The organism is Mycobacterium sp. IS-1496, from assembly GCF_001499995.1.
Taxonomy (GTDB): Bacteria; Actinomycetota; Actinomycetes; order Mycobacteriales; family Mycobacteriaceae; genus Mycobacterium.
In genome coordinates, this window is record NZ_LQIU01000031.1 from 1 (window position 1) to 24,868 (window position 24,868).

Below are 24,868 nucleotides of genomic sequence, written 5' to 3' on the forward strand. Positions count from 1 at the left end.
TGGAGAACACCAGCCGAGAAACTCAACGAACTACTCTCAAACCCACCAGCTGTTGCATCCACCGCTTGAAACCGCCGGCCGATTCGCGATCTGACAGCAGTCTCAGCGAATGCCGACTTTTGACGAAAGCGTCAGCGGGGCACGGTTGTTCGCCATTCGGTAGCCGGGCTAAGGTGTTCGCGTGATCCGATCGAGAATGCGCAAGACCGTGGCACTGGCAACCGGCGCGATGGCGCTGCCCGTCGGCGTCGCCCTCGCGGCAGCCGCCCCCGCGTCGGCCGGACCGGACGTCTGCGTCAGCGGCCCCTACGGAGTGGCCTACGCCTGCGTCGACACCCCGGGATGGGTGCAGTGGTACGACGACGGGCCGCGCGGACGGGGCAACGGCCATTGGAAGCACGGCCACCACAACCACTGATCAGCCGCGGGTGTCGATCACCTGCTGAGCGATCTCGGTGAGCTTCTTGTTGCTGTCCTGCGAGAGTCGGCGCATCATCTCGAACGCCTGGACGTCGTCGACCTTGTAGCGCTCCATGATGATCCCCTTGGCCTGCCCGATCCGGTCACGGGTGGACAGCGCAGATCTGAGCTGCTCGCCTTCGCGGTGGGCGAGCAGGGCGGCCGCGGCGTGCGCGGCCAGCACCGTGCCGGTGGTCTCAGACTCGTCGTCCCACACCCGGGGCTGCAAGCCGAACAGGTTGAGCGCCCCGGCGGTGCGGTCGGCGGTGTAGAGCTTGAACGACAGCCCGCTGAACACCCCCATCTCGACACACGCCGGTGCGTACTGCGGCCAACGGGTCTCCTCGCGGAAGTCGTCGGTGCGCACCACGACGTCATCGAGCGCCGCCTGCACGCAGGGCCCCTCGTTGTACTTCATCTGCAGTTCGTCGAGCCGTTGCGGCAATTCGGTGACCTGCGCGACCGACTCGAACGTCCCTCCGCGACCGATCAGCAGGATGCCCGCGGCGTCCACGCCCGGGATAAGCTCCTTGGCCGCCGCCGTGACGCCGGACAGGATCTCGTCCAGGTCGCGGGGAGAGGCGAGGGTGCGCGCCAACTCCGCCATGCGCATGGCGAGATCGTGCGTCTGCGGTTGGGTCATGGGGCCAGTCTTCCCGATGTCGGCGAAACGCACACCGGATACGTTTGTGACGTTGCGAGTGGGGAATGGTGCGCTGAGGCGGGTGTGGCGGTCGACCACCACACCCGCTGAGGTCTCGTCGGTTCAGACCAGGAGCCGGCGGGGCCGCCCTCATCTGCGCCTCCGGCGCCCGATCCCCGCGCTCGCCCGCGCCGACGGCCACTCCTTCGGCCGCGCGCCACGGCGGTTCCCGACCGCGGACACGCTTCCCGAAAACACCGCCCCAGCTGCGCCGATCGGCCAAAAAAGGGGCTAGCACTCTCCCGCACCGAGTGCTAATCTGACGGTGCACAGTGATTTGGCTACCCGCCAGGGTGGCGGGCTTTCAGATCGACGAGGAGGTGGATTGCTGTGCTTCGCTTTGATCCGTTCAGTGATCTGGACACCTGGACCCGGGGTTTGCTGAGCAGCCAGACCGGATCAACTCGTACTCCCCGGTTCATGCCGATGGACCTCTGCAAGATCGACGACCACTACGTGCTGACCGCCGACCTTCCCGGCGTCGACCCCGGCTCGGTCGACGTCAACGTCGACAACGGCACGCTCACCATCTCGGCGCACCGCACCGCCCGATCCGACGACGCCGCGCAATGGCTTGCCAACGAGCGGTTCTTCGGCAGCTACCGGCGGCAGCTGTCGCTCGGTGAGGGCGTCGACACGGGGGCGATTTCGGCGACCTACGAGAACGGCGTGCTGACCGTCACGATCCCGATGGCCGAACGCGCCAAACCGCGCAAGATCGACGTCGCCCACGGCGGCGGCCAGAAGTCCATCCAACCCACGACCGTCGACGCCGAGTAGCGGCGACACACGGCACAGGCCGCGGGCGCGAGCCCGCGGCCTTGTCGTGTTCAGCGTGGGTGCCGGGACATCGCCGCGACGAGTGACCACACCGAGCACAACAGGGCGGCGACGGCCACGCCGGCACCGACGTAGAGTCCGTAGCCGGGTTCCACCGGATCCTGGACGTTGATGCGGTAGTACCACGCCGTCATCCCGACGATCAGCAGCGAAAGAGCCACGGCGGCAATCGAAGCCGTCCGTTCGGACAGACCCCTCGCCGCCATCGCCCCGGCCACCACCAGAACCGACGCCAGCAGCACGATCAACTGCCCGGCGCCGAACCGGGGCGGAAGCACCAGGCTGCCGACGGTCCCCCCGATCGCGCTGGCGCGTCCACCCCCGTCGGCGGTGGTGGTCAGCCACGGCAACCACGCACTCACGGCCAGCGCCGCCGCACACAGCGCGACGAGCCACCCGGGACGCAGCATGCGATGAGATTAGCGTGCGCGTCCGTGCGCCGGCGTCGACCACCGGGCTGATCATCTCTAGGCTGAGGTGACCTCGACCCAAGGCGGTGCATGCGATGAGCGATCTCCCGGCGTGGGCGCAGCGGCTCGACCTGTCGCCGCATCCCGAAGGCGGCTGGTACCGGGAGACCTGGCGCAGCGATCTCACCGTCACGCAGTCGGCTCTGCCGCCGGACTACACCGGCCCGCGCAGCGCGGGAACCGCGATCCTGTTCCTGCTCATGCCGGGTCAGCAGTCGGCGTGGCACACCGTGCGCAGCGCCGAACTGTGGCTCTACCACCGCGGCAGCCCGCTGCTGCTGGAGATGGGGCCCGAACACGATTCGGCGACAACGCATCTGCTCGGCAGCGACATCGACGCCGGGGAGAGCCCGCAGCTGATCGTGCCCGCGCGGCACTGGCAACGCGCCCGCCCCCGCGACGACGAGCCCAGCCTGGTCAGCTGTGTGGTGATCCCCGGATTCGACTTCGCCGACTTCGAGTTGGGCGCCGTCAACGACTGAGCAGGGCGATCGCGGCCGCAACCAGCGCCGCGTTGTCGGGGGCCACCGATCCGTCGGGAAGCCGCAGCGTGTCCTCCAGACCGATCCGCGTCTGCAGCTCGCGCACGCCCGCGTGTTGCAGGACCGGCCAACAGCTTTCGTCGAGGCCGTGCAGCAGCACCGGTGCCGGCGACTCGGCGGACCGCACGATGTCGAGCAGCGTGTCGGCGGTGTCGGTGTCGCCGTCGCGTGGCAGTTCGATCATCACGCGCAGACAGTGCGGCGCAACCTCGGACGCCGCCCACGACTCGGCCGCCTCGGCGTGGAAGATCCCGACCTCCACGCCGAGGCCTCTGCTCAGCAACAGATCCGCGAGTTCCGGCGACCCCGGCTCATGCCAGTTCAGCGAGGTGAAGTCCGGGAGGACCGACCAACTCTCCACCGCGCGAAGCCGGTGCCGCGCGTCGGGCAGCGCCCAGAAGCCGGTCGTCACGCCGAGCGGAAGGCCGGGGGCGGCGTGGCGGACCGCGGCCACCGCTGCCCCGACGATGTCGGGCTCGAGTGAGTCGGCGCCGTCGGTCCCCTTGGGGTGCAGGTGCACCGACTTCGCCCCGGCCCCGTGGGCGGCGACGGCGGCCGCAGCGAGTTCGTCCGGCGTGACCGGAAGGGCGGGGTGCTCATCGGGGGTGCGGGCGCCGTTGATGCACGCCTGGACGTAGGTCGGTGACTTCGAGGCCATGGCTCCATCTTGGCCTGCGGATGTTCGCGGCGACGGACGATCTTGAGTCACCGCTGGATCAGGTCGACGTAACCGCGGATGTGGGCGCACACCAACTCGCCGGCCCGGGCCCCGTGTCCGCGGCGCACCGCGGCCAGGATCGCCCGGTGCTCCGCGCGCAGGGTCGTCGCGACGGCCGGCCAGTCGTCGAGCGACGGCACACCGGCCAGCACGTAGCCGTGGATGGAGTCCCGCAGTGCCGCCATCATCGCCGCCACGACGACGTTGCCCGCCAACTCCGACATCGCGACGTGGAACGCGGCATCGAGGCGCAGGAACTCCTCGGGACTCATCCGCGCCTCGTCCATCGCGTCGAGCGTCGCTTCGACGGCGGTCAGGTCCGGCCGCGGGGTGCGATGCGCGGCTTCGCGCAACGCCCAGCTCTCCAACAGGATCCGGGTGTCGACGAGGTCGGCGATCGGCAGGTGCCGGGTCGCGGTGTGCAGCCGCAGGGCGGACCCGATCGAGCTGCTCGGATCGGCGACGACGACGGCGCCCGCCTCGGGCCCGGAACCCACCGCGGTGCGAACCACCCCCATGGCCTCGAGCACCCGGATGGCCTCCCGCACCGAGGACCGGCTGACCGACAGTTCGCCGGCCAGCGCCCGCTCCCCCGGCAGCCGGTCCCCGATCGCCAGCGCGCCGCCGGCGAGATCGCGTTCGATCCGCTCGAGGACGAGTTCGTGGGCGCGCATGCGATGAGGATATCCGTGCGCGCTGGTGTGGTCCGACCACAGTGACGTACTGTGGTCGGACCACAGCCCACGCCCCGGAGCCGTCATGCGTATCGCCCTGTTCGCGACCTGTCTGGCCGACGCCATGTTCCCGCAGGCCGCCATCGCCACCGTGCAGCTCCTCGAGCGGCTCGGCCATGACGTCGTCTTCCCCGAGAAGCAGACCTGCTGCGGTCAGATGCACGTCAACACGGGCTATCTCAATGAGGCGACCACCCTGGTGCGCCACCACGTCGAGGTGTTCGAACAGGCCGGGTGCGAGGCCGCCGTGGCGCCGTCGGGGTCTTGCGTGGGCTCGGTCCGCCACCAGCACGCGATAGTCGCCCGCCGGGCCGGCGACGAGCGGCTGGCCGTCCGCGCGGAAGCCGTCGCCACCCGCACCTACGAGCTGTCCGAATTCCTGGTCGACGTCCTCGGCGTGCGCGACGTCGGCGCCTACTACCCGCACCGGGTGACCTACCACCCCACCTGTCACTCGCTGCGGATGCTGCGGGTCGGCGACAAACCGCTGGAGTTGCTGCGCCACGTCCGGGGGCTCACGCTGGTCGAGCTGCCCGACGCCGAGTCCTGCTGCGGCTTCGGCGGGACCTTCGCGCTCAAGAACGCCGACACCTCGACGGCCATGCTCGCCGACAAGATGGCCCACGTGATCGAGACGGGCGCCGAGATCTGCAGCGCGGGCGACTCCTCGTGCCTCATGCACATCGGTGGCGGCCTGAGCCGCCTCCGGTCCGGCGTGCGTACCGTCCACCTCGCCGAGATCCTCGCCTCGACCGACGACGCCACGGCCGGTGCGCGGTGAGCACGTTCCTCGGCACCCCCGGCACCGGCAACCTGCGCGGCGACGAGACCTTCCCACGGGCCGCGCGGAAAGCCTTGCAGGACGCTCAGATGCGGCGCAACGTCGGATACGCCACCCGCACCATCCGGACCAAACGGCTGCACGCGGTGAGCGAGTGCGCCGACTGGGAAGAGCTGCGGGCGGCGGGCAGCGCGCTCAAACAGGATGTGCTCGCCCGCCTTCCCGAACTGCTCACCGAACTCGAGCGCAACGTCACCGCCCGCGGCGGGGTGGTGCACTGGGCGCGCGACGCGGACGAGGCGAACCGCATCGTGGGCGAGGTGGCCCGGGCGGCCGGTGCCGACGAGGTGGTCAAGGTCAAGTCGATGGCCACCCAGGAGATCGGGCTCAACGAGTACCTGGAGTCCATCGGTATCGCGGCGGTCGAAACCGATCTCGCCGAACTGATCGTCCAACTCGGACATGACAAGCCCAGTCACATCCTGGTGCCGGCGATCCACCGCAACCGCGCGGAGATCCGCGAGATCTTCCGGCGCGAGATGCCGGGTGCGGCGGACCTGACCGACGAACCGCGCGTCCTCGCCATGGCCGCCCGCGCACATCTGCGCCGCAAGTTCTTGTCGGCCAAGGTCGCGGTCAGCGGGGCCAATTTCGGTGTGGCCGAGACGGGTACGCTCGCCGTCGTCGAATCCGAGGGCAACGGCCGGATGTGCCTGACGCTGCCGCAGACCCTGATCACCGTGATGGGCATCGAGAAGGTGGTGCCGCGGTTCACCGACCTCGAGGTGTTCATGCAGCTGCTCCCGCGGTCGTCGACCGCCGAGCGGATGAACCCGTACACCTCGATGTGGACCGGGGTGCATCCCGGCGACGGTCCCCGGGAGTTCCACCTCGTGTTGCTCGACAACGGCCGCACCGGCGTGCTCGCCGACGAGGTGGGCCGCGCCGCGCTGCACTGCATCCGGTGCAGCGCCTGCCTCAACGTGTGCCCGGTCTACGAGCGCACCGGTGGGCACGCCTACGGGTCGGTCTACCCGGGGCCCATCGGGGCGATCCTGTCCCCACAGCTGACCGGCACCGCCGGACACGACGATCCCAACGCCTCACTGCCCTATGCCTCGTCGCTGTGCGGCGCGTGTTTCGACGCGTGCCCCGTGCGCATCGACATCCCGTCGATCCTCGTGCATCTGCGGGCGAAATCGGTGGACCAGGAAAGAGGCGTACGCGGCGGCATACCCGGTGGGCAGGACCTGGCGATGAAGGCCGCGGCGTGGACGATGGCGTCACCGCGCCGGTTCGCACTGGCCGAGAAGGCGCTGGCCGCCGGACGGTGGGCCGCCGATGCCGACCACCGCATCACGTCCCTGCCGTGGCCGGGGTCGAAGTGGACCGCCAGCCGCGACATGCCCGAACCACCCGCCGAGACGTTCCGGCAGTGGTGGAGCCGCACCCATGGATGACGCGAAAGCGGTTGTGCTCGGCCGCATCCGGGACGCTCTCGCGACTGCCCCGCCGCCTGCGGTGCGGGTCCCCCGCGACTACGACCGCGCGCCGTTACAGGGCCGCGGTGACGTGGCCCGCTTCGCCGAGGCGGTCGGCGAGTACCAGGCACGGGTGCACCACGTCGCGGGCGCGGTGGCGGACACGGTCGGCGCCTTACTCCCGCCGGGCGCTCGCGTGGTGACCCCGGCCGACGTGCCCGGCGAATGGGTGGACGGCCTCGACGCGGTGCGTGACGTCCCTCCGCTGTCGAACGCCGACCTGGACGGGGCCGATGCGGTGGTGACGGGATGCGCGGTGGGCATCGCCGCGACGGGAACCATCGTGCTCGACGCCGGCCCCACACAGGGCAGGCGGGCGTTGACGCTCATTCCCGACCACCACATCTGCGTGGTGTTCACCCGGCAGATCGTCGACACCGTCCCGCAGGCGTTCGCGGCGCTCGATCCGTTGCGCCCGTTGACGTTCATCTCCGGGCCGAGCGCCACGAGCGACATCGAACTCAACCGGGTCGAGGGCGTCCACGGCCCGCGCACACTGGACGTGCTGATCGTCGACGGTTAGGTCGAGTCGCGGACGACCAGTTCGGGCTGGAACACGATGTGCTCGGCGCTGTGTGCGCTGCCGGCGTCGGCCGCGGCCATCAGCAGGTCGATCGCCGTCGTCCCGATCGCCCTGGTGGGCTGGCGCACCGACGTCAGCGGCACCACGGCCGAGCGTGCGAAGTCGATGTCGTCGTAGCCGACCAGCGCGATGTCGTCGGGCACGCGGATGTCGCCGATCAGCGCCAGCGCCTGCAGCACGCCGATGGCCAGCAGGTCGTTGGCGCAGAACACGGCGTCGGGCCGGCGCCCGGGTGGCCGTGACCGCAGCCGTTCCCCGGCTGCACGGCCCTCCAGCACGGTGAGCGTGGGCGTCTCGACGACCTCGAGCGTGGCGCCCGGAACATCGGCGACCGCCTCCCGCGCACCGCGGAGCCGGTCACGCACCTGCCGCAGTTCGGTCGGCCCGCTGACGAACGCGATCCGCCGACGCCCCGTGGCGCACAGGTGATTCACGGCCAGCCGGGCACCCGCGACGTCGTCGACCGCCACCGAATCGAACGGGGTGCCGCTGCCGTCACGGTCGACCAGGACGACCGGCGTCCCACGCTGCTGGGAGGCCCGTAGCCGGCCGAGGTCGTCGCCGATCGGCGATACCAGCAGCCCGAAGACCCGTTGTTCGTCGAAGGCGTCGAGGTAGGCCCGTTCGCGGCGGATGTCGTCGTCGGACGTGCCGAGCAGCAGGGTGAGGTTGTATTCGCCGGCCCGGTGTTCGGCGGCGCGGGCGATGTCGGTGAAGAACGGGTTGCCCACGTCGAGCACCACCAACCCGACGCTGCGCGACCGGCCGGCCTTGAGTTGGCGGGCGGCGTCGTTGCGGACGAACCCCAACTCCTCGATGGCCGCGTGCACGCGCGCGACGGTCGCCGGGGCGACCTTGCCGGGTGAGTTCAGCACGTTGGACACCGTGCCGACGGAGACGGCCGCCGCAGCGGCCACCTCCCGCATGCTCACCACGACACCATTGCACCAGACGGGACGTAGCGGGTCGCGGGGAACCGGTCGGCGACCAGACCCCGCAGCGCGTCGAGCCCACCGTCGACGAGTCCGGTGGCGCGCGCGGTGAGCAGCACGTTGCCCAGCGCGGTGGCCTCGACGGGTCCGGCCAGCAGGGGCCTACCGAGGCGGTCGGCGGTCAGCTGGCACAGCAGCGTGTTCCGGCAGCCGCCGCCGACCATGTGCACCGTCGCGACGTCGACACCGGACAGCCTCGCCGCCGTACCGACCGCCACCGCGAATGCCGCGGCGAGGCTTTCGACGATGGCGCGGACGGTCTCGGCGGGCCCGTCGGGGGCGGGCAGGCCCTGTTCGCGGTACCACGAGGCGATCCGCGCGGGCATGTCGCCCGGCGGCAGGAAGCGGGGGTCGTCGGTGTCGAACACCTCGGCGGGTGCCGGAGCGGCGGCGGCCTGATCGAGCAGCACAGCCAGATCGGCCGGGGCGCCGTCGCGTTCGTACTGCCGCACCGTCTCCGACAGCAGCCAGGTGCCCATCACGTTGCGCAGGAACCGCACCCGGCCCTCGACGCCGATCTCGTTGGTGAAGTTGGCGGCCCGGCTCTCCTCGGTGACCACCGGCCCGGGCAGCTCGACGCCCACCAGACCCCAGGTGCCGCAGGAGATGTAGGCCGCCTGCTGCGGCCGCATCGGGATCGCCGCCACGGCCGAGGCGGTGTCGTGCGAACCGACCGCGACCACCTGCACGTCTCCGGTCAGGCCGAGAGATCCGGCGACCTGCGTCCGGACCGGGCCGAGCACGGTGCCCGGCTCCACGAGATCGCCGAACAGGCTCGGGCGCAGGCCGATCCGTCGCATGAGGTCGGTGTCCCAGCCGCCGTCGAGTCCCAGCAGGCCGGTGGTCGACACGTTGGTCCGCTCGGCGGCCGCGCGGCCGGTCAGCCAGTAGTTGATCAGGTCGGGAACGAGCAGAACGGTGTCGGCTGAGTCGAGCAGCCCGTCGGCGCGTTCCACCGCCAACTGGTAGATGGTGTTGAAGGGCAGGAACTGGATGCCGTTGCGGTGGTAGAGCTCCGAAGGTTCCACCACGGCGTGCACGAGGTCGACTCCCGTGGCCGTGCGGTCGTCGCGGTAGTGGTGCGGGGTGCCGAGCAGCCGCCCTTCCCGCAGCAGCCCGTAGTCCACCGCCCACGAATCGACCCCGATCCCGGTGAGGTTGTCGGCCGTCCTCGCCGCGGCCGACAATCCCTGACACACCTGGCCGTACAGCCCGGTGATGTCCCAGTGCAGCGCGTTGCGCCTGCCGTTCCACACCCGCACGGGATCGTTGGGGAAACGGGCGACCGCCGTCATCTCCAGATGCCCGGAGCCGATGTCGGCGAGCATGACACGGCCGCTGGTGGCGCCGAGGTCGACCGCCGCGACCTGCCCGCGACTCATCGCAGTCCTCGGCTCTTCGCGCAAGCGCTCATCGCAAGAACGCCGCGGCGACGCCCGCGTCGACCGGCACATGCAATCCGGTGGTGTGCGAGAAGTCCGACGTGCACAGCGCGAACGCGGCATTGGCGACGTTCTCCGGCAGTACCTCACGCTTGAGCAGGGTGCGCTGCGCGTAGTACTTGCCGAGCTCCTCCTCCGGAACCCCGTACACCGCTGCGCGTTTGGCACCCCAGCCGCCGGCGAAGATGCCCGAGCCGCGCACCACGCCGTCGGGGTTGATGCCGTTGACCTTCACGCCGTGCTCGCCCAGTTCGGCGGCCAGCAGCCGGACCTGATGCGCCTGGTCGGCCTTGGTCGCGGAGTAGGCGATGTTGTTCGGACCGGCGAACACCGAGTTCTTCGACGAGATGTAGATGATGTCGCCGCCGAGGCCCTGGTCGATCAGCGCTTTCGCCGCGGCCTTGGACACCAGGAACGAGCCGCGGGCCATCACGTCGTGCTGCAGATCCCAGTCCTCGGCGGTGGTCTCCAGCAACGACTTCGACAGCGAGAGACCGGCGTTGTTGACGACGATGTCGATGCCGCCGAATGCGAGCACGGTGGCGTCGATCGCGGCCTGCACCGCCGCTTCGTCGGTGACGTCGGCGGCGATACCCACCGCCGCGTCGGCGTTGCCGATCTCGGTGGTGATCTCGGAGGCGGCCGCCTCGGCCTTGGTGGCGTCCAGGTCGGCGATCACCACGCACGCACCCTCGGCGGCCAGCCGCGCGGCGATGGCCTTGCCGATCCCCGAGGCCGCACCGGTCACCAGCGCGATGCGGGTCGCCAGCGGCTTCGGTTTCGGCATCCGCTGGAGCTTGGCCTCCTCCAGCGCCCAGTACTCGATGCGGAACTTCTCCGCCTCGTCGATCGGTGCGTAGGTGGAGATCGCCTCGGCGCCGCGCATGACGTTGATGGCGTTGAGGTAGAACTCCCCGGCCACCCGCGCGGTCTGCTTGTCCTTGCCGTAGCTGAACATCCCGACGCCGGGGATCAGCACGATGGCGGGGTCGGCGCCGCGCATCGCCGGGCTGTCGGGTCCGGCGTGGCGCTCGTAGTAGGCGCGGTAGTCGGCGCGGTACGCCTCGTGCAGTTCGGTGAGCCGGGCCTTGCACTCGTCCACCGGAGCGTCGGCGGGCAGGTCGAGCACCAGCGGTGTGACCTTGGTGCGCAGGAAGTGGTCGGGACAGCTCGTGCCGAGGGCCGCCAGGCGCGGATGTTCACTGCAGCTGAGGAATTCGAGCACCCGCGGGTCGTCGGTGAAATGCCCGACCTGGGGTTTGTCGGTGGATGCGAGCCCGCGCAGGTACGGGGCGAGCGCGGCGGCCTTGGCGCGGCGCTGCTTCTCGGACAGCGCACCGTATCCCGAAAGCGGGGCGCCGAACGGATAGCGGCGGCCGTGTTCGGCGATGTAGCGCTCGGCGGTGCGGATGATCTCGAGCGAGTGCGCCTCGGCCTCGGCCGAGGTGTCACCCCACGCGGTGATGCCGTGGCCACCGAGGATGGTGCCGATGGCCTGCGGGTTGGTCCGCTTGATCTCGGCGATGTCGAGACCGAGTTGGAACCCCGGTCGGCGCCACGGAACCCACACCACCCGGTCGCCGAAGATCTGCTTGGTCAACGCCTCGCCGTCGGCGGCGGTCGCGATGGCGATGCCCGAATCGGGGTGCAGGTGGTCGACGTGTGCGGCGTCGACCAGACCGTGCATGGCGGTGTCGATCGACGGCGCCGCGCCACCACGGCCGTGCAGGCAGTAGTCGAACGCGGCCACCATCTCGTCCTCGCGGTCGATACCCGGGTAGACGTCGACGAGCGCGCGTATCCGGTCCAGCCGCAACACAGCCAGGCCCTTCTCGGTCAGCGTGCCGAGGTCGCCGCCGGACCCCTTGACCCACAACAACTCAACGGGTTGGCCGGTCACCGGATCGGTCTCGGTTCCCTTGGCCGAGGTGTTTCCGCCGGCGTAGTTGGTGTTCTTCGGGTCCGCGCCCAACCGGTTCGAGCGTTCGATCAACTCGGCGACGGTGCTGTTCGTCATGCTCATGCTCCCCAACTCGATTGCGTACCGCCGACACGGTCGGCGTTGATGGTCTCCTGGTAGCCCGATTCGGCGAACGCGGCCATCGGGTCGGCGGGCAGGCCCCGCTCGGTGCGCCACTGGGCGAGGCGGGGACGGACGTCGGTGTAGAACGCGTCCATGAAGATCGCGTTGGCGCCCAACACGTCCGAGGCCTCCTGCGCCGCGGTCAGCGCGTCGGTGTCGACGAGCAGCGCGCGTGCCGTCATCTCCAGCACGTTGAGGACCGACCGGATCTGCCCGGGGATCTTCGCCTCGACGTTGTGGCACTGGTCGAGCATCAGCGCGACGCCCGACTCCGTCTTCCCCCTGTCGCTTCGCTCGCCCGTGGCGTCCAGACCGCCGCCGCGAATCACCTCGAACATGATGCGGAACAGCTGGAACGGGTCGGCCGCACCCACGATGAGGTCGTCGTCGGCGTAGAAGCGCGAGTTGAAGTCGAACGATCCCAGCCGGCCCAGGCGCAGCAACTGCGCGACGATGAACTCGACATTCGTGCCGGGGGCGTGGTGACCGGTGTCCAGGCAGACCATCGCGCGTTCGCCCAGCGCGGTGACGTGGGCGTACGACGTGCCCCAGTCCGGCACGTCGGTCATGTACATCGCCGGTTCGAAGAACTTGTACTCCAACACCATTCGCTGGTTGGGGCCGATGTGCTCGTAGATCGCGGCCAGCGATTCGGCGAGGCGTTCCTGGCGTCCGCGCAGATCGCCCTGGCCGGGGTAGTTGGTGCCGTCGGCCAGCCACACTTTGAGGTCCCGGGAACCGGTCTGGTCCATCACCTCGATGCAGTGCAGGTGATGGTCGATGGCCTTCTGCCGCACGGCTTTGTCGGTGTGGGTAAGGCTGCCGAACTTGTAGTCGTCGTCCTGGAAGGTGTTGGAGTTGATTGTGCCCAGCGTGACGCCGAGGTCCCTGGCGTAGTCCGACAGCGCGGCGTAGTCGTCGACGGTGTCCCACGGGATGTGCAGCGCGACCCGCGGGGCCAGGCCCGTCATCCGGTGCACCATCGCGGCGTCGGCGATCTTCTCCTCGACGGTGCGCGCGGTGCCGGGGGTGCCGAACACCTTGAAGCGGGTGCCCGAGTTGCCGAACGCCCACGACGGCAGTTCGATCGCGAGGTTGTCCATTAGCGGATTCATGGTGTGACAGTCGCTTTCTCGGTGACCATCGGTGAGACGGGCGCACCGTAGCGTTCGGCTTCGATCTGTTTGAGGGTCTTGCCTCGGGTCTGTGGGGCGCACACCGCGCCGATGATCAGCGCGATGGTGAGCAAGCCGACGAGCAGGAGTCCGACGCCGGTGAGACCGGTGACGGCGAGCATCGTCGGGAAGAAGTAGGACAGCAGGCCGGTGGCGGTGCGGACCACGAAGAACATCACGCCCTGCGCGCTCGCGCGGTAGGGGGTGGCGAACAGTTCGCTGGTCCACAGGCTGTAGAACGCCTGCGCGCCGATACCGCTGGAGATTCCCCACAGCACCGCGAAGATCAGCATGGTGGGGACGCCGTTGTCGGTGAACGCGACCAGCACGATCCAGCCGACGATGCCGAGCGCGGCGCCGATGACGTAGAGCAGGCGCTGCGACATCCGGTCGGCGAGCCCCATGAACCCGAAGTAGGTGGCGGCGACGGTGCAGCCCCACACCATCACCTGCAGCAGATTCTGCTGGACCGCGCTGTGCAGGCCCGCGGTGTCGTAGACCCGCGGCATGAAGATCCCGGCCTGCCCCGCGACGGTGTTCCAGAACAGGTAGATGCCGCCGAGGAAGAGCAGCGCGGTGATGTTGACCTTGCGCGAGAACAATCCCCGGAGGCCGCGGACGCCGACTGCCGCGGCGATCTGCGCGGACTCCGCCTTTCCCTCGTCCTGCCAGATCTGCGATTCCTCCAACCCCTGCCGGACCCACCAGACGATCGCCGCGACGACGAACAGGTGGGCGAAGATCAACCGGGAGCCGAGCAGTCCGAGCGGCGCGAGGGCGGCGGCGAGCGCGAACCCGATGAGCGGCCCGGTCGACCACGCCAGCTGTGCGGTGCCCACGTGTTTGGCCCGCTGCACCGACGGCGCCTGTTCGGCGATGTAGGTCCACGAGGCGGGTACGCCGGCGCCGACGGCGATGCCGGTGACGATGAACCCGACGAGCAGCATGGTGAAGTTCACCGCGCACGCGGCCACCAACACGCCTGCCATGTAGACCAGCAGGTCGTAGGTGTAGATCGCCTTGCGCCCGAACCGGTCACACAGTGGGCCGCCGAGGATCGCGCCGAGCGCGGCGCCGAAGGCGTTGGCGCTCAACGCCGCGAGGAGTCCGACCCCGAAATTGCTGATGCCGAATTCGGCCTGCCAGAAACCCAGGCTGGTGGCGATCGCGATGATCGACCCCGCCTCGATGTAGTTCGACATCGCGACGGAGATCGTCGCCTTCCAGCCTGTGGTGGAGCGCGCTCCTACTTTCACGGCAAGTCCTCGGTCTCTCGTTCAGGGTAGGTGGAAGTACGACGGCAGCACCCGCATCGCGTGATCGGGCCTGCTGTCGAAGTAGTCGGCCATGGTCGCCTGCCACCGGTCGTTGACCTCGGCGGCGGCCATGGCGGCGGTGGCGGCGGCATGGTCGTCGGTCTCGAAATAGCCGACGACCAGACCGTCTTCGTCGTCGAGGAACAGCGAGTAGTTGCGCCACCCGGCCCGGCTCAGAGCGTCGAGCATCTCCGGCCACACGTGTTCGTGAGCAGCGAGGTAGTCCTCGATCCGGTCACGCCTGAGCCGAAGCCGAAAACAGACCCGCTCGACCGGCATGCGGACCCCTTCCGGGCTTGAAACGTTTCAATAGGTGACTGCGCTCACAGTAGGGGATGTCGCGTGACGGAGTCAAGACGCAGCCGAACGTGCGCCCGGTGCGAGAAACCGGCCGGATACTCGCAGTCGCTTCACACTCGGCGGGGATCAGCCCGTCAGACCGAGCACACGCAGCGCGTTGTCCTTGAGCACGAGCCGGCGCACCGACGGATCGAAGCCGAGCTCGTCGAAATCGCGCTGCCACCGGTCGAGCTGGATGTACGGGAAGTCGGTGCCGAACAGCACCTTGGTGCGCAACTGCCGCCGGATGGCGCCCACCAGCTGGGGTGGGAAGTACCTCGGCGACCAGCCGGACAGGTCGACGAAGACGTTGGCCTTGTGCGCCGCGATCGAGATCTGCGCGTCCACCCACGGCACCGCCGGATGCGCCATGACGATCGTCAACTCGGGGAAGTCGGCGGCGACGTCGTCGAGCAGCATCGGATCCGAGTAGCGCAGTTTGATGCCGTGCCCGCCCGGCAGTCCGGCCCCCATCCCGGTCTGGCCGGTGTGGAACAGCGCCGGGACGGCGGCCTCGGCGATCGCCTCGTAGATCGGGTAGAAGCGGCGGTCGTTCGGCTCGAAGGCCTGCATGCTCGGATGGAACTTGAAACCCCGGACGCCGTAGTCCCGGACCAGTTCGTGCACCCGGTGCACCGCACGCCGCTCGTGCCACGGGTCGACGCTGCCGAACGGGATCAGCACGTCGTTGTTGCGCACCGCACCCGCGATGAGGTCCTCGATCGAATTCGGGACGTGGCGCATCGCGGTGCGGGCGTCGATGGTGAACACCACCGCCGCGGTGTTGTGCCTGCGGTACTGGTCGGCGAGCGCGTCGACGCTCGACAGCGCGCCGGACCCGAGGTTGAAGTACTTGGCGGTGGCTTCGACCAGGGCGTCGTCGTAGGCCGGGTGGCCGTGGCCGTCGATCTCCACGTGGGTGTGGAAGTCGACGGCGTCGACCCGTGCGAAGTCGATTCCGTACTCGTACATGCCCATACCCGGCGATTTCGGCGCGCTCGCGTGCGCATGGCGTACCTGAGCGCGCCGAAATCCCTAGCCGGCCGACTCCGGCGCGTAGCCCAGCGCGGCCTTGATCTCGAGGAACTCGTCGAACGCGAACTGGCCCCACTCACGACCGTTGCCGCTGCGCTTGTAGCCGCCGAACGGGGCGCTCATGTCGAAGCCGTGATTGATCGCCACCGACCCGGCGCGGATCCGGCGCGCGACCTGGCGGGCCTTGTCCAGATCGGCCGCCGACACGTAGCCCGCCAACCCGTAATCGGTGTCGTTGGCGATCTCGATCGCCTGGTCGAGGTCGTCGTAGCCGAGGATGCACAGCACCGGCCCGAAGATCTCCTCGCGCGCGATCGTCATGTCGTTGGTGACGTGCGCGAACACAGTCGGCTTCACGTAGTAGCCCTTGTCGAGGCCCTCCGGACGGCCGGTGCCGCCGACGGCGACCGTCGCACCCTCGTCGATGCCCTTCTGGATCAGGCCCTGGATCTTGTCGAACTGCACCTTCGACGCCACCGGTCCGATCGCGGTCTTGTCGCCCGGATCCCCGACCTTGACCGCACCGGCGGTCTGCTTGGCGATCTCGATGGCCTCGTCCATCCGGGAGTTCGGCACCAGCATGCGCGACGGCGCATTACAGCTCTGCCCGCTGTTCATCATCATCACCGACACACCCGCGGCCACACTCTTGGCGAAGTCGTCGTCGTCGAGCACGATGTTGGGGCTCTTGCCGCCGAGTTCCTGAGTCACCCGCTTGACGGTCGGCGCCGCGTTGCGCGCCACCTCGATCCCGGCACGCGTCGACCCGGTGAACGACACCATGTCGACGTCCGGATGGCTCGACAGCGGGACGCCGACACCTGGACCGTCACCGAAGACCAGGTTGTAGACACCGGCGGGAACGCCTGCGGCGTCGATGACCTCGGTGAAGATCTGCGCCGAGTACGGGGCGACCTCGGAGGGTTTGAGCACCATCGTGCAGCCGGTGGCCAGCGCCGGGTACACCTTGCAGGCGATCTGGTTGATCGGCCAGTTCCACGGGGTGATCAACCCGCAGACCCCGACCGGCTCCTTCACCACCAGCGTCGAGCCGTGCTGTTCTTCGAACTCGAAGTTCTTCAGCACGTCGATCGCCGTCATGAGATGTCCCAGACCCAGGTTCACCTGGGGGCCCGCCGCCAGCGACGCCGGCGCACCCATCTCCTCGGACACCGCGTCGGCGAGGTCGCCGGCCCGCTTCTGGTACTCGGCGACGATGGCCTGCAGCACGTCCAGGCGCTCCTCGCGGGTGGTCTGCGACCAGGTCTCGAACGCGCGACGGGCGGCCTGCACCGCCAGGTCGACGTCGGCCGACGATCCCAGCGCGATCTTGCCGGACACCTCCTCGGTGGTCGGATTGTCGACCTCGAGGGCGTTCGGACGCAGCGGCTCGACCCACTGGCCGTCGATGTAGAACTTCAGATACTCACGCATGGCTCAAGCTTTCCCTATCCACCGGCCTACTGGGTGCCTTCTGCATACCAGGTGCGGAATCGGTCGTATTTCGGCATCTCCTCGGAGTTGGCCTTCGGGTCGATGCAGACGTGGACCACGGCGGTCTTCCCGCTGGCGAAGGCCCGCTGGATCGCCGGTCCGATCTCGTCCTCCTTCTCGACGTACTCGCCGTGGCAGCCGAAGCCCTCGGCGATCTTGTCCATCCGCACGTCCTTGCTCCAGTGCACACCGGGCTGCGTTGACGGCTGGTCGAAGGTGCGCTTGTACACGCCGACTTCCAGGCCCCACTGGTGGTCGACGCCGACCACGCACACCAGGGGCAGACCCTCGCGGGCGGCGGTCTCCAATTCGGCGATGTGGAACAGGAACGCCGAATCGCTGGTCAAGAGCATCACCGGCCGTTTTCGGCCCTCGGCCACCGACGCGCCGACGGCGTAGGGCAGCCCGGTGCCGAGGTGACCGAAGTTCTGATTCCAGATCACGTCGCGCGGTTTGACCTGCGAGTAGGTCCACTGGAAGATCACGGTGGCACCGCCGTCGCGGACCAGGATGCCGTCCTGGGTGTGCTCCTTGAACGCCTTGGTGGCCTCGACGACGTAGCGGGCCGGGTGCACCGGGGTGCGACCGCTCGGCGCTTCTTCGGCCACCCGGGCCATCTCGGCGGCGTCGGCCTCGACGAGCTTCTCGAGGTTGGCCGACGGGGCGCGCGGAGTGTCCCGCAGCGCCTCGACCAGCTGCGGCACCACCCCGCGCAGGTCGCCGACCAGTGGTACGTCGAAGCGCCGGTTGACGCCGATCGCGGTCGGGTCCTGCTCGACGTACACCCACTTGCGGTTGGCGTCGTTGCCGGCCCAGTGCTGGGTCCGGCCGTAGTGCATGGGCTCGCCGAGTTCGGTGCCCAGCGCCACGCACAGGTCGGACTCCTCGACTGCCTCGTTGGCGGCCGGGGAGAACAGGTACGGGAAGGTGCGGTCCTCCAGACCGGGGATGAACGAGGTCCCGCCGGAGGTCTGGATCACCGGGCAGGCCATCAACTCGGCCAGCTCCCGGACCTGCTCCTGGGTCCGCGAGGTGTGAACGCCGTGGCCCACCAACAAGATCGGGCTCTTCGCCTGGCGGATCAGTTCGACGGCCCGGGCCACCTCACGGCTGCCTGCGCCCTGGTTCACCAACCGGTAGGCCGACGGCGGCGGCGCATCCCCCACGTTGAGCTCGTCGAGGATGACGTGCGACGGGAACTCGATGTAGGCGGGGCCGGGGGTGCCCGACATGGCCCGCCGGATGGCCTCGTGCACGATCTCGTCGGTCTGGTCGGCGTACTCGATCGAGCTGCTGTACTTCACCGACGGCGCGAAAAGCCCTTCCTGCTGGACGAATTGGATGCGACCGCGCCGCACCCGCCGCTCGGTGATGCGGGCCCGTTGACCGCCGAGGAAGATCACCGGTGAGTTCTCCACCAGCGCGCACATCATCGCGCCCGCGATGTTCGCCACGCCGGGCCCGAGCGTGCCGATGCACAACCCCGGCTTACCCGTCATGCGCGACGCCGCCTCGGCCATGAACCCGGCGCTCAGCTCGTGGTGCGGCGCCACCACCGACCAGCCGCGCGCGTCGGCCTCGGTGAACATGTGCACGAAGTTCGGGTCCGGAATACCGAACAGCGTGTTCACACCCTCGGCCTCGAACAGGTCGAGGATGCGTTTGTAGACGGGGACACCCATGGAATTACTCTCCTTGATCGCGATAGCGTTGAGCGAGTTGTCTGCGGTGCGCCGCAGGGGATCCGAACAGCGAGCGGTTGAGCGCGGCGCGTTTGAGATACACGTGGATACCGCTCTCCCAGGTGTATCCGATGCCGCCGTGAAGTTGCATGGCCTTGCCCGCGACGTCGACCGCCGCACTGCAGACGTGCGACTTCGCCATGGCGGCGGCCGCGGTCGCATCCCCGGCGACGACGGCGTGCACGGCCGTCTCGACGAGTTGGCGGCACACCTGCACCTGCACGAGCAGGTCCGCGCAGGCGTGCTTGACGGCCTGGAACGACCCGATGGGCCTGCCGAACTGCGAACGCACCTTGGCGTATTCGACCGTCGCGCTCAGCATCGCCTCGGCGAGTCCGAGGCTGTCGCAGGCGACGGCGACGGCGGCGCGTTCGCGCAACCGGCGCACCGCGGTGTCGGCGTCTCCGTCGAAGCGCAGCATCGTCGGCGGCTCGAGCGTCCGTGACGAGACCGCGGCCAGCCGACGCGTCTCGTCGACCACGGGCAGGGGTGTGACGTCGAGTTCGGCGACCGCGACCGCCCCGTTGGCCACCACCAGAACCCGGTCGGCGCCGACGGCGTCGGGCACGAAGTCCAGCCCGTCGAGCGCGACGGCCACCCTGGTGTCACCGGCGGCGATGTCGGCGAGCAGCCGGTCACGAATCTCACTGGGCTGCAACGCGTTCAACGTGCCCACGGCGAGTACGGCGCTGCCGAGGTAGCTCCCCGCGCTGGCGGCACGGCCCAACTCCCGGCAGATCACCGCGGTCTCGGCGAAGGTGGCGCCTGCGCCGCCGAGGTGTTCGGGTATCTCGAGACCCACCCACCCCGCGTCGACGAGGACCGGCCAGTCCACCGCCCGGTCCTCTGCGTGTTCGGCTCCCCGCGTGCGCTTGCCGAGCACGTCGGCCGCGACGGACCGCAACTCGTCGTGGAACTCCTCGAAGCCCATCAGAGGACGCTCGGTTCTCGGGGCAGCCCGAGGCCGCGCTCACCGATGATGGTGCGCTGGATCTCGCTCGACCCGCCGGGGATCGTCCACTCCCACGAGCCGATGAAGTCGAGGACCCACGACCCGGACTCCCAACCGCTCGACATCGGTTTGGCGGTCTCGGTGTGCCCGGGCAGGCCGCCGATCTCGGCGGCGAAGTCGGTGAGCCGCTGCAGCAGTTCGCTGTAGTAGAGCTTCACGATCGACGCGTCGGCCGGTCCGATGGCACCGGAGTCGTGTCCCTCCACCACTTTTCGGCAGAGCCCACGCAGCGCGGTGATCTCGCATTCGAACTGCGCCAACCGGTCCGCCACCACCGGATCGTCGACGGGGCTGGTCCGCACGAGTCTGTGGAAGCCGGCGTTCGCGAGGCGTTCGGCGAGTTCGAGCATCGTCATGCCGCGTTCGGCGCCGAGCGTCGCCTGCGCGACCTGCCATCCCGCGTTCTCGGCGCCCACCAGGTTGGTGGCGGGTATCTCGACGTCGTTGAGGAAGATCTCGCAGAAGTGGGAGTCGCCGACGGCGTTGCGGATCGGCCGTACGTCGACGCCCGGGGAGGTCATGTCGAGCAGGAAGTACGAGATGCCCTTCCGCTTGGGCGCATCCGGGTCCGTGCGCGCCAGCAGCAGACACCAGTCGGCGTGCATACCGCCGCTGGCCCAGAGCTTCTGGCCGTTGACGACGAATGTGTCACCGGCGCGGCGGGCGGTGGTGCGCAGGGCCGCCAGGTCCGAACCCGCCTCGGGTTCGGAGAACCCCTGCACCCAGATCTCGCCGTCCAGGATCGCGGGCAGGTGCCTGCGCCGTTGCTCGTCGGTGCCGGCGACCAGGAGCGTCGACGCGGCGTGGTGGATGCCGACGAACGCCAGCACCAGTCGTGGTGCGTCGTGGGCGGCCAGCTCCTGGTACAGCACGATCTGCTCGGGCACCGAGAGCCCGCCACCCCATTCGGCGGGCCAGTGCGGCACCGCGTATCCGGCGCCGTGCAGTTCGGCGAACCAGGCCTTCTGGAAGCGGACGAACTCGTCGTCGCTCACCCCGGTCTGCGCCGCGCGCCAGTCCGGCGGAACGTGCTCGGCACACCAGGCCCGCACGGTGGCGCGGAAGTCGTCGATGTTCACGTCGCGCGCTCCCGGAACGCGAGCAGACGGTTGCGGTGGTCCTCGGTGCGCATGGTCGCGACCTCGGCGGCGAACCCGGCCTGCAGCGCTCCCGACATGACCTGCGACAGATACATGTTCACCACTCGCTTGGTCCCCTGCAGCGCCTCGACGGGCTGGGCCGCGAGGCGTCCCGCGAGCGTGCGGGCCTCGGTCATCAGGTCGGCCGCCGGGACCTGACGGCTGGCGAAACCGAGTTCGACGGCGGTCGCGGCGGGGATCCGGTCGCCGGTGAACAGGTATTCGCGGGACCGCATGATCGGGGTGAGAAGGGGCCAGAACGCGGCGCCGCCGTCGCCGGCCACCAGACCCACCGCGACGTGCGGATCGGAGAGATGGGCGGTGTCGGCGATCAGCATGATGTCGCTGAGCAGCGCGACACTGCAGCCCAGGCCGACCGCGGGTCCGTTGACGGCCGCGATCACCGGCAGCGGGAACCGCAGCATCTCCTCGATGATCTGGGCGCCCTCGCGGATGCTCTCGTCGCGGGCGGCGGGGTCGTCGAGGAACGAGGTGATCCAGGTGAGGTCACCGCCGGCGCAGAACGCCCGCCCGGCACCCGACAGGATCACCACACGTGCCTCTTTGTCGGCGGCCAGCTGCCGCCAGACGTTGGCCAGCGCCCAGTGCAGGTTCTCGTTGACGCAGTTCAGATCGGCGGGCCGGTTGATCAGGACGGTCCGGACCGCCCCGTCCGCGGTGACGGTGAGCTCGTCGGGCAGGTCGTACTTCACCGGGAGCCCCCCACTCGGATCGCGTTGGCGCGCAGGCGGTCCATCACCTGGGCGACGGCGAGCCCGTCGTCGAACGAGGGGGTGATCTGCGTGCCCGTCCGCAGTGCGTCGGCGACCCGGCCGAAGAAGGTCACCAACGCCGGGTCGGGGCGCCCGGGTCGGTCGAAGGCCACGGTCTCGGGCGCCGAACTGCCGCTGCGCAACACCAGCGTCGTGTCGGCGGTCAGCTCGATCGCGCCGTCGGTGCCCAGCAGCACGGCACGCGGCAGGGTCGTCGTCGCCGTGGCGAACCCGGTGTCCTGAGCCGCCGTCGCCCCGTTGGCCAGGACGAACCAGGCCGCGTAGGCGTCTTCGGCGCTCGCCGCCCGCGGTGTCCCGTCACCGTCGGGGTGCATCGGGTCGTCGATGCGGGTGACGCCGCCGCAGTCGACGATCTCGCTGCCGAACACCCAGCGGGTGAAGTCGATCAGATGGGACCCGTAGGCGCCGATCCAGCCGCCGCCGAGGTCGGCGTCGTTGATCCACCCGTACCGGCGGCCGCGCAACCCGTTGCCGAACCAGTTCCAGCTCAGGTGCGTGGGCGTGCCGATCGCGCCCGCGTCGGCGAACTCCTTGACCTTCGCCCACGCGTCGCGGCACCGGAACTCGAAGTTGAGGAAGGTCAGGACGCCGGCCTCGCGGGCCCGCTCGCACATCGCGGCGGCCTCGGCGGCTGTGCGGCCGAACGGCTTGTCGCACAACACCGCGATGCCGCGCTCGAGGGCGGCGGACACATGGCCGACGTGGAGGAACGGCGGCGAGTGCACGGAGACCAGATCGACGCCGGAGGCGATCCCCCGGGCGACGGCGTCCTCGTCGCGGGGGCTGACCACCTCCACGTCGAATCCGGCGCTCTGATAAGCGGGGGCGGCGGCGTGCCTGCCGAAACCCGTGCCGATGACGAGGGCCCTCACGTGTACAGACCCGTCAGCCCGTGACGGCCCGCGCGTCTGGTCAACTCCGACCGCGTGGCCGACAGTCCGAGCGGCAGACGGCGCAGCGGCTGGCTGTGGCGCGACAGCCACGACAGCGTGGTCTCGTCGCAGAAGCCGACGGCGCCGTGCAGCTGATGGCACACGCGGAACACGACTTCCGCGGCCTCGATCGCCGCCAACCGCAGCGCCAGCGCATCGTCGACGGCCTCGGACCGTCCGGTGGCGATGCTCCACAGCGCATACTTGGCCAGGATGTCGACGCCGCTGCGTTCGACCTCCGCATCGGTCAGCTGGAACTGCACGCCCTGGAAACTCGACAGCGTCTGTCCGAACTGCTTACGCAAGGTGACGTGTGCGGTGGTCAGGTCGATGGCCCGGTCGAGCATGCCGAGCAGCGTCCAGCACGGCAGAGTGAGCGCGAGGGCGAGGTCCCCGGCACCGGCGTGGTCGACGGCGGACAATTCCAGTTCGGTGACGAACGCGGCCCCGGCAGTGCCGTGACCCGTCACCATGCTTCGAGCACCGTCCAGCGTGACTGCCGCCCAGCGTGATTCGAGGCCGCCGAGCGCACCGGCCGGACGGTTGCCCGCGACGACCAGCAGGCCGTCCACGTCGAGGTCGGCGGGGCGGGCCAGCCGCTCGGCCACCGGATACGGGACGGCCCAGTAGCCGGCGCTGCGACACAGTGCGGCGCCCGCTTCCAGTTCGTCCGGGTCGGCCCGGACGTCGAGCTCCCACGCGCCGAGTTCGGTCAGCGTCGGGCCGGCAAGCGATTCACGGTCGGCCGGTTTGGCCTCGGCCTGCTGCACCAGCAGGTCGCCGCCGGCGGTCTCGAACGCCCGCAGCGCCTGACGTCCGTACTCCCGGGCGTCGTCACCGAGATCCAGGATCATTTCGCCGCCGCCAGCAGGGCACGGGACAGCAGGATGCGCTGCATCTCGATGCTGCCCGACGACACGGTCGCGGCCTGCGAATACCGCCAGTGGTCCTCGACCTCGCCGAGAAACCAGGCGGCCCGGGCGTCGTCGTGGGACACCTCGGCGGCGATATCCATCAGCACCTCCGCGCTGTCCTGGTCGAGCTTCGTCACCGCGATGCGGTAGGCGGCGGCGTCGCCGGGCTGGATGCGGCCGCTGCTCTGCAGTTCGACGATGCGGTACGCCATCAGGCGGGCTCGGCGGCAGTGCGTGAGCATCCGCACCCAACGTCCGCGCAGTTCCTCGGACAGACCGTCCCATCGGTCGCCGAGAACCGTTGGCGCAGCGGCCAGTAACCGTTCGCACCGGGCGTACCGGGCGATGCCCACCCGCTCGAACGCCATGACGTCCTGCACGATCGACCAGCCCGCGTCGACGGTGCCCAGCACGTCGGCCTCGGTCACGCGCAGATCGTCGAAGAACACCTCGTTGAGGTGGTGCGGTCCCAGCATGGAACGGATCGGCCGCACCTGGATCGCCGGATCGTCCATCGGCACCAGGAAGATCGTCAGGCCCTGTTGTTTGCGCTCACCCCTGGAGGTGCGCGCCAGCAGGAAGCACCACTGCGCCATCGTCGCGTAGGACGTCCAGATCTTCTGCCCACTGACCAGCCACCCGTTCCCGTCGGGCCGGGCCGTGGTGCGCAGCGAGGCGAGGTCGGAGCCGGATTCGGGTTCGGAGAAGCCCTGACACCAGATCACCTCACCGCGGGCGATCGGCGGCAGATGCCTGCGCTGCTGCTCCTTGGTGCCGTGCCGCATGATGATCGGCCCGACCCAGTTGACACCCATGTACTGGGCGCCGCGCGGTTCGTGGTGCGCCCACATCTCCTCGCGCACCACGGTCTGCTCCCACACCGACGCTCCCCCGCCGCCGAACTCCTCCGGCCACGCCAGGCACAGCAGGTCCTGTTCGGCGAGCAGACGGCAGAAGCGTTGTGCGGTCTCGAGATCGGCGGGATCGTCGGTGAACGCCCCGAGGAAGTGCTCGGGCACGTGGTCGTGGACGAGCGTACGCAGTCGGGTACGCAGTTCGGCGGCCCGCGGCCCCATGTCGAAGTCCAT

General features: G+C 69.5%; 25 protein-coding genes. 6 read left to right on the forward strand and 19 right to left on the reverse strand.

Annotated features, from left to right (window positions below; genetic code table 11):
* The first annotated feature begins 181 nt into the window (after positions 1 to 181).
* Positions 182 to 418, forward strand: a complete 237-nt coding sequence (locus tag AU195_RS16365; protein ID WP_059160113.1) for a hypothetical protein — start codon at positions 182 to 184, stop codon at positions 416 to 418.
* Here the strand turns inward: AU195_RS16365 and AU195_RS16370 are convergent, their stop codons facing one another.
* Complete coding sequence (locus AU195_RS16370; protein ID WP_059160114.1) at positions 419 to 1,102, reverse strand: GAF and ANTAR domain-containing protein; 684 nt, start codon at positions 1,100 to 1,102, stop codon at positions 419 to 421. It abuts the gene before it with no gap.
* A gap of 390 nt (positions 1,103 to 1,492) precedes the next feature.
* Between AU195_RS16370 and AU195_RS16375 the strand changes: the two genes are divergently transcribed.
* Positions 1,493 to 1,942, forward strand: coding sequence for an Hsp20/alpha crystallin family protein (locus tag AU195_RS16375; RefSeq protein ID WP_059160115.1), 450 nt, complete (start codon positions 1,493 to 1,495; stop codon positions 1,940 to 1,942).
* Between the two features lie 50 nt (positions 1,943 to 1,992).
* Here the strand turns inward: AU195_RS16375 and AU195_RS16380 are convergent, their stop codons facing one another.
* Entirely contained in the window at positions 1,993 to 2,412 is a 420-nt protein-coding gene (locus tag AU195_RS16380; protein WP_059160116.1) for a hypothetical protein, read from the reverse strand.
* Positions 2,413 to 2,507: 95 nt separating this feature from the next.
* Between AU195_RS16380 and AU195_RS16385 the strand changes: the two genes are divergently transcribed.
* Positions 2,508 to 2,954: a cupin domain-containing protein gene (locus AU195_RS16385; protein WP_059160117.1), complete on the forward strand. Its 447-nt coding sequence runs from the start codon at positions 2,508 to 2,510 to the stop codon at positions 2,952 to 2,954.
* Here AU195_RS16385 and AU195_RS16390 read toward each other — a convergent pair.
* Together AU195_RS16390 and AU195_RS16395 are read right to left on the reverse strand one after the other, a co-directional pair.
* Positions 2,944 to 3,672 carry a 3-keto-5-aminohexanoate cleavage protein gene (locus tag AU195_RS16390; RefSeq protein WP_059160118.1) on the reverse strand — a complete coding sequence of 243 codons (729 nt, stop codon included), beginning with the start codon at positions 3,670 to 3,672 and terminating at the stop codon, positions 2,944 to 2,946. The genes AU195_RS16385 and AU195_RS16390 overlap by 11 nt on opposite strands.
* Positions 3,673 to 3,719: 47 nt before the next feature.
* Positions 3,720 to 4,406: a FadR/GntR family transcriptional regulator gene (locus tag AU195_RS16395; protein ID WP_059160119.1), complete on the reverse strand. Its 687-nt coding sequence runs from the start codon at positions 4,404 to 4,406 to the stop codon at positions 3,720 to 3,722.
* An 85-nt stretch (positions 4,407 to 4,491) separates the two neighbouring features.
* Between AU195_RS16395 and AU195_RS16400 the strand changes: the two genes are divergently transcribed.
* From AU195_RS16400 to AU195_RS16410, 3 genes are read left to right on the forward strand one after another with little or no spacing between them, the layout of a single operon-like run.
* On the forward strand, positions 4,492 to 5,247 hold the full coding sequence (locus tag AU195_RS16400) for a (Fe-S)-binding protein (protein ID WP_059160120.1): 756 nt from the start codon (positions 4,492 to 4,494) through the stop codon (positions 5,245 to 5,247).
* Positions 5,244 to 6,707 (forward strand): LutB/LldF family L-lactate oxidation iron-sulfur protein, encoded by a 1,464-nt coding sequence (locus AU195_RS16405; protein WP_059160121.1) that lies wholly within the window; start codon positions 5,244 to 5,246, stop codon positions 6,705 to 6,707. Before AU195_RS16400 ends, AU195_RS16405 begins: the two co-directional genes overlap by 4 nt.
* A complete protein-coding gene (locus AU195_RS16410; protein ID WP_059160122.1) occupies positions 6,700 to 7,311 on the forward strand; it encodes a LutC/YkgG family protein in 612 nt (203 codons plus the stop codon). The genes AU195_RS16405 and AU195_RS16410 overlap by 8 nt, the downstream gene beginning before the upstream one ends.
* Here the strand turns inward: AU195_RS16410 and AU195_RS16415 are convergent.
* The 15 genes from AU195_RS16415 to AU195_RS16485 form a co-directional block, all read right to left on the reverse strand.
* On the reverse strand, positions 7,308 to 8,297 hold the full coding sequence (locus AU195_RS16415) for a LacI family DNA-binding transcriptional regulator (RefSeq protein ID WP_059160123.1): 990 nt from the start codon (positions 8,295 to 8,297) through the stop codon (positions 7,308 to 7,310). The genes AU195_RS16410 and AU195_RS16415 overlap by 4 nt on opposite strands.
* A 2-nt stretch (positions 8,298 to 8,299) precedes the next feature.
* The gene (locus AU195_RS16420; RefSeq protein ID WP_059160124.1) at positions 8,300 to 9,745 is read right to left on the reverse strand and encodes a rhamnulokinase; all 1,446 of its coding nucleotides are present in this window, start codon (positions 9,743 to 9,745) and stop codon (positions 8,300 to 8,302) included.
* Positions 9,746 to 9,773: 28 nt separating this feature from the next.
* Positions 9,774 to 11,822: a bifunctional rhamnulose-1-phosphate aldolase/short-chain dehydrogenase gene (locus AU195_RS16425; protein WP_059160125.1), complete on the reverse strand. Its 2,049-nt coding sequence runs from the start codon at positions 11,820 to 11,822 to the stop codon at positions 9,774 to 9,776.
* Between the two features lie 2 nt (positions 11,823 to 11,824).
* Positions 11,825 to 13,003, reverse strand: coding sequence for an L-rhamnose isomerase (rhaI, locus tag AU195_RS16430; protein WP_059160126.1), 1,179 nt, complete (start codon positions 13,001 to 13,003; stop codon positions 11,825 to 11,827).
* Entirely contained in the window at positions 13,000 to 14,319 is a 1,320-nt protein-coding gene (locus tag AU195_RS16435; protein ID WP_059160127.1) for an MFS transporter, read from the reverse strand. The genes rhaI and AU195_RS16435 overlap by 4 nt, the downstream gene beginning before the upstream one ends.
* A 21-nt stretch (positions 14,320 to 14,340) precedes the next feature.
* Entirely contained in the window at positions 14,341 to 14,658 is a 318-nt protein-coding gene (locus tag AU195_RS16440) for an L-rhamnose mutarotase (RefSeq protein WP_059160128.1), read from the reverse strand.
* A 147-nt stretch (positions 14,659 to 14,805) separates the two neighbouring features.
* Positions 14,806 to 15,696, reverse strand: a complete 891-nt coding sequence (locus AU195_RS16445) for an amidohydrolase family protein (protein ID WP_059160129.1) — start codon at positions 15,694 to 15,696, stop codon at positions 14,806 to 14,808.
* A gap of 57 nt (positions 15,697 to 15,753) precedes the next feature.
* Positions 15,754 to 17,187, reverse strand: coding sequence for an aldehyde dehydrogenase family protein (locus AU195_RS16450; protein WP_059160130.1), 1,434 nt, complete (start codon positions 17,185 to 17,187; stop codon positions 15,754 to 15,756).
* Positions 17,188 to 17,213: 26 nt separating this feature from the next.
* Positions 17,214 to 18,929, reverse strand: a complete 1,716-nt coding sequence (locus AU195_RS16455; protein ID WP_059160131.1) for a thiamine pyrophosphate-binding protein — start codon at positions 18,927 to 18,929, stop codon at positions 17,214 to 17,216.
* A 4-nt stretch (positions 18,930 to 18,933) separates the two neighbouring features.
* Entirely contained in the window at positions 18,934 to 19,920 is a 987-nt protein-coding gene (locus AU195_RS16460; RefSeq protein ID WP_059160132.1) for an acyl-CoA dehydrogenase family protein, read from the reverse strand.
* A complete protein-coding gene (locus tag AU195_RS16465; RefSeq protein WP_059160133.1) occupies positions 19,920 to 21,080 on the reverse strand; it encodes an acyl-CoA dehydrogenase family protein in 1,161 nt (386 codons plus the stop codon). Before AU195_RS16465 ends, AU195_RS16460 begins: the two co-directional genes overlap by 1 nt.
* Positions 21,077 to 21,853, reverse strand: coding sequence for an enoyl-CoA hydratase/isomerase family protein (locus AU195_RS16470; RefSeq protein ID WP_059160134.1), 777 nt, complete (start codon positions 21,851 to 21,853; stop codon positions 21,077 to 21,079). Before AU195_RS16470 ends, AU195_RS16465 begins: the two co-directional genes overlap by 4 nt.
* Positions 21,850 to 22,806, reverse strand: coding sequence for a Gfo/Idh/MocA family protein (locus AU195_RS16475; RefSeq protein WP_059160135.1), 957 nt, complete (start codon positions 22,804 to 22,806; stop codon positions 21,850 to 21,852). The genes AU195_RS16470 and AU195_RS16475 overlap by 4 nt, the downstream gene beginning before the upstream one ends.
* Positions 22,803 to 23,720, reverse strand: coding sequence for an acyl-CoA dehydrogenase family protein (locus tag AU195_RS16480; protein WP_059160136.1), 918 nt, complete (start codon positions 23,718 to 23,720; stop codon positions 22,803 to 22,805). Before AU195_RS16480 ends, AU195_RS16475 begins: the two co-directional genes overlap by 4 nt.
* Positions 23,717 to 24,868, reverse strand: coding sequence for an acyl-CoA dehydrogenase family protein (locus AU195_RS16485; protein WP_059160137.1), 1,152 nt, complete (start codon positions 24,866 to 24,868; stop codon positions 23,717 to 23,719). The genes AU195_RS16480 and AU195_RS16485 overlap by 4 nt, the downstream gene beginning before the upstream one ends.

Excerpts from the sequence above, each read along its gene's own strand:
- AU195_RS16440 (WP_059160128.1), bottom strand. The coding sequence starts at position 14,658 with ATGCCGGTCGAGCGGGTCTGTTTTCGGCTTCGGCTCAGGCGTGACCGG.
- AU195_RS16370 (WP_059160114.1), bottom strand. The coding sequence starts at position 1,102 with ATGACCCAACCGCAGACGCACGATCTCGCCATGCGCATGGCGGAGTTG.
- AU195_RS16450 (WP_059160130.1), bottom strand. The coding sequence starts at position 17,187 with ATGCGTGAGTATCTGAAGTTCTACATCGACGGCCAGTGGGTCGAGCCG.
- AU195_RS16410 (WP_059160122.1), top strand. The coding sequence starts at position 6,700 with ATGGATGACGCGAAAGCGGTTGTGCTCGGCCGCATCCGGGACGCTCTC.
- AU195_RS16480 (WP_059160136.1), bottom strand. The coding sequence starts at position 23,720 with ATGATCCTGGATCTCGGTGACGACGCCCGGGAGTACGGACGTCAGGCG.
- AU195_RS16395 (WP_059160119.1), bottom strand. The coding sequence starts at position 4,406 with ATGCGCGCCCACGAACTCGTCCTCGAGCGGATCGAACGCGATCTCGCC.
- AU195_RS16390 (WP_059160118.1), bottom strand. The coding sequence starts at position 3,672 with ATGGCCTCGAAGTCACCGACCTACGTCCAGGCGTGCATCAACGGCGCC.
- AU195_RS16400 (WP_059160120.1), top strand. The coding sequence starts at position 4,492 with ATGCGTATCGCCCTGTTCGCGACCTGTCTGGCCGACGCCATGTTCCCG.
- rhaI (WP_059160126.1), bottom strand. The coding sequence starts at position 13,003 with ATGAATCCGCTAATGGACAACCTCGCGATCGAACTGCCGTCGTGGGCG.
- AU195_RS16455 (WP_059160131.1), bottom strand. The coding sequence starts at position 18,929 with ATGGGTGTCCCCGTCTACAAACGCATCCTCGACCTGTTCGAGGCCGAG.
- AU195_RS16420 (WP_059160124.1), bottom strand. The coding sequence starts at position 9,745 with ATGAGTCGCGGGCAGGTCGCGGCGGTCGACCTCGGCGCCACCAGCGGC.
- AU195_RS16460 (WP_059160132.1), bottom strand. The coding sequence starts at position 19,920 with ATGGGCTTCGAGGAGTTCCACGACGAGTTGCGGTCCGTCGCGGCCGAC.
- AU195_RS16380 (WP_059160116.1), bottom strand. The coding sequence starts at position 2,412 with ATGCTGCGTCCCGGGTGGCTCGTCGCGCTGTGTGCGGCGGCGCTGGCC.
- AU195_RS16485 (WP_059160137.1), bottom strand. The coding sequence starts at position 24,868 with ATGGACTTCGACATGGGGCCGCGGGCCGCCGAACTGCGTACCCGACTG.
- AU195_RS16385 (WP_059160117.1), top strand. The coding sequence starts at position 2,508 with ATGAGCGATCTCCCGGCGTGGGCGCAGCGGCTCGACCTGTCGCCGCAT.
- AU195_RS16425 (WP_059160125.1), bottom strand. The coding sequence starts at position 11,822 with ATGACGAACAGCACCGTCGCCGAGTTGATCGAACGCTCGAACCGGTTG.
- AU195_RS16445 (WP_059160129.1), bottom strand. The coding sequence starts at position 15,696 with ATGGGCATGTACGAGTACGGAATCGACTTCGCACGGGTCGACGCCGTC.
- AU195_RS16415 (WP_059160123.1), bottom strand. The coding sequence starts at position 8,297 with ATGCGGGAGGTGGCCGCTGCGGCGGCCGTCTCCGTCGGCACGGTGTCC.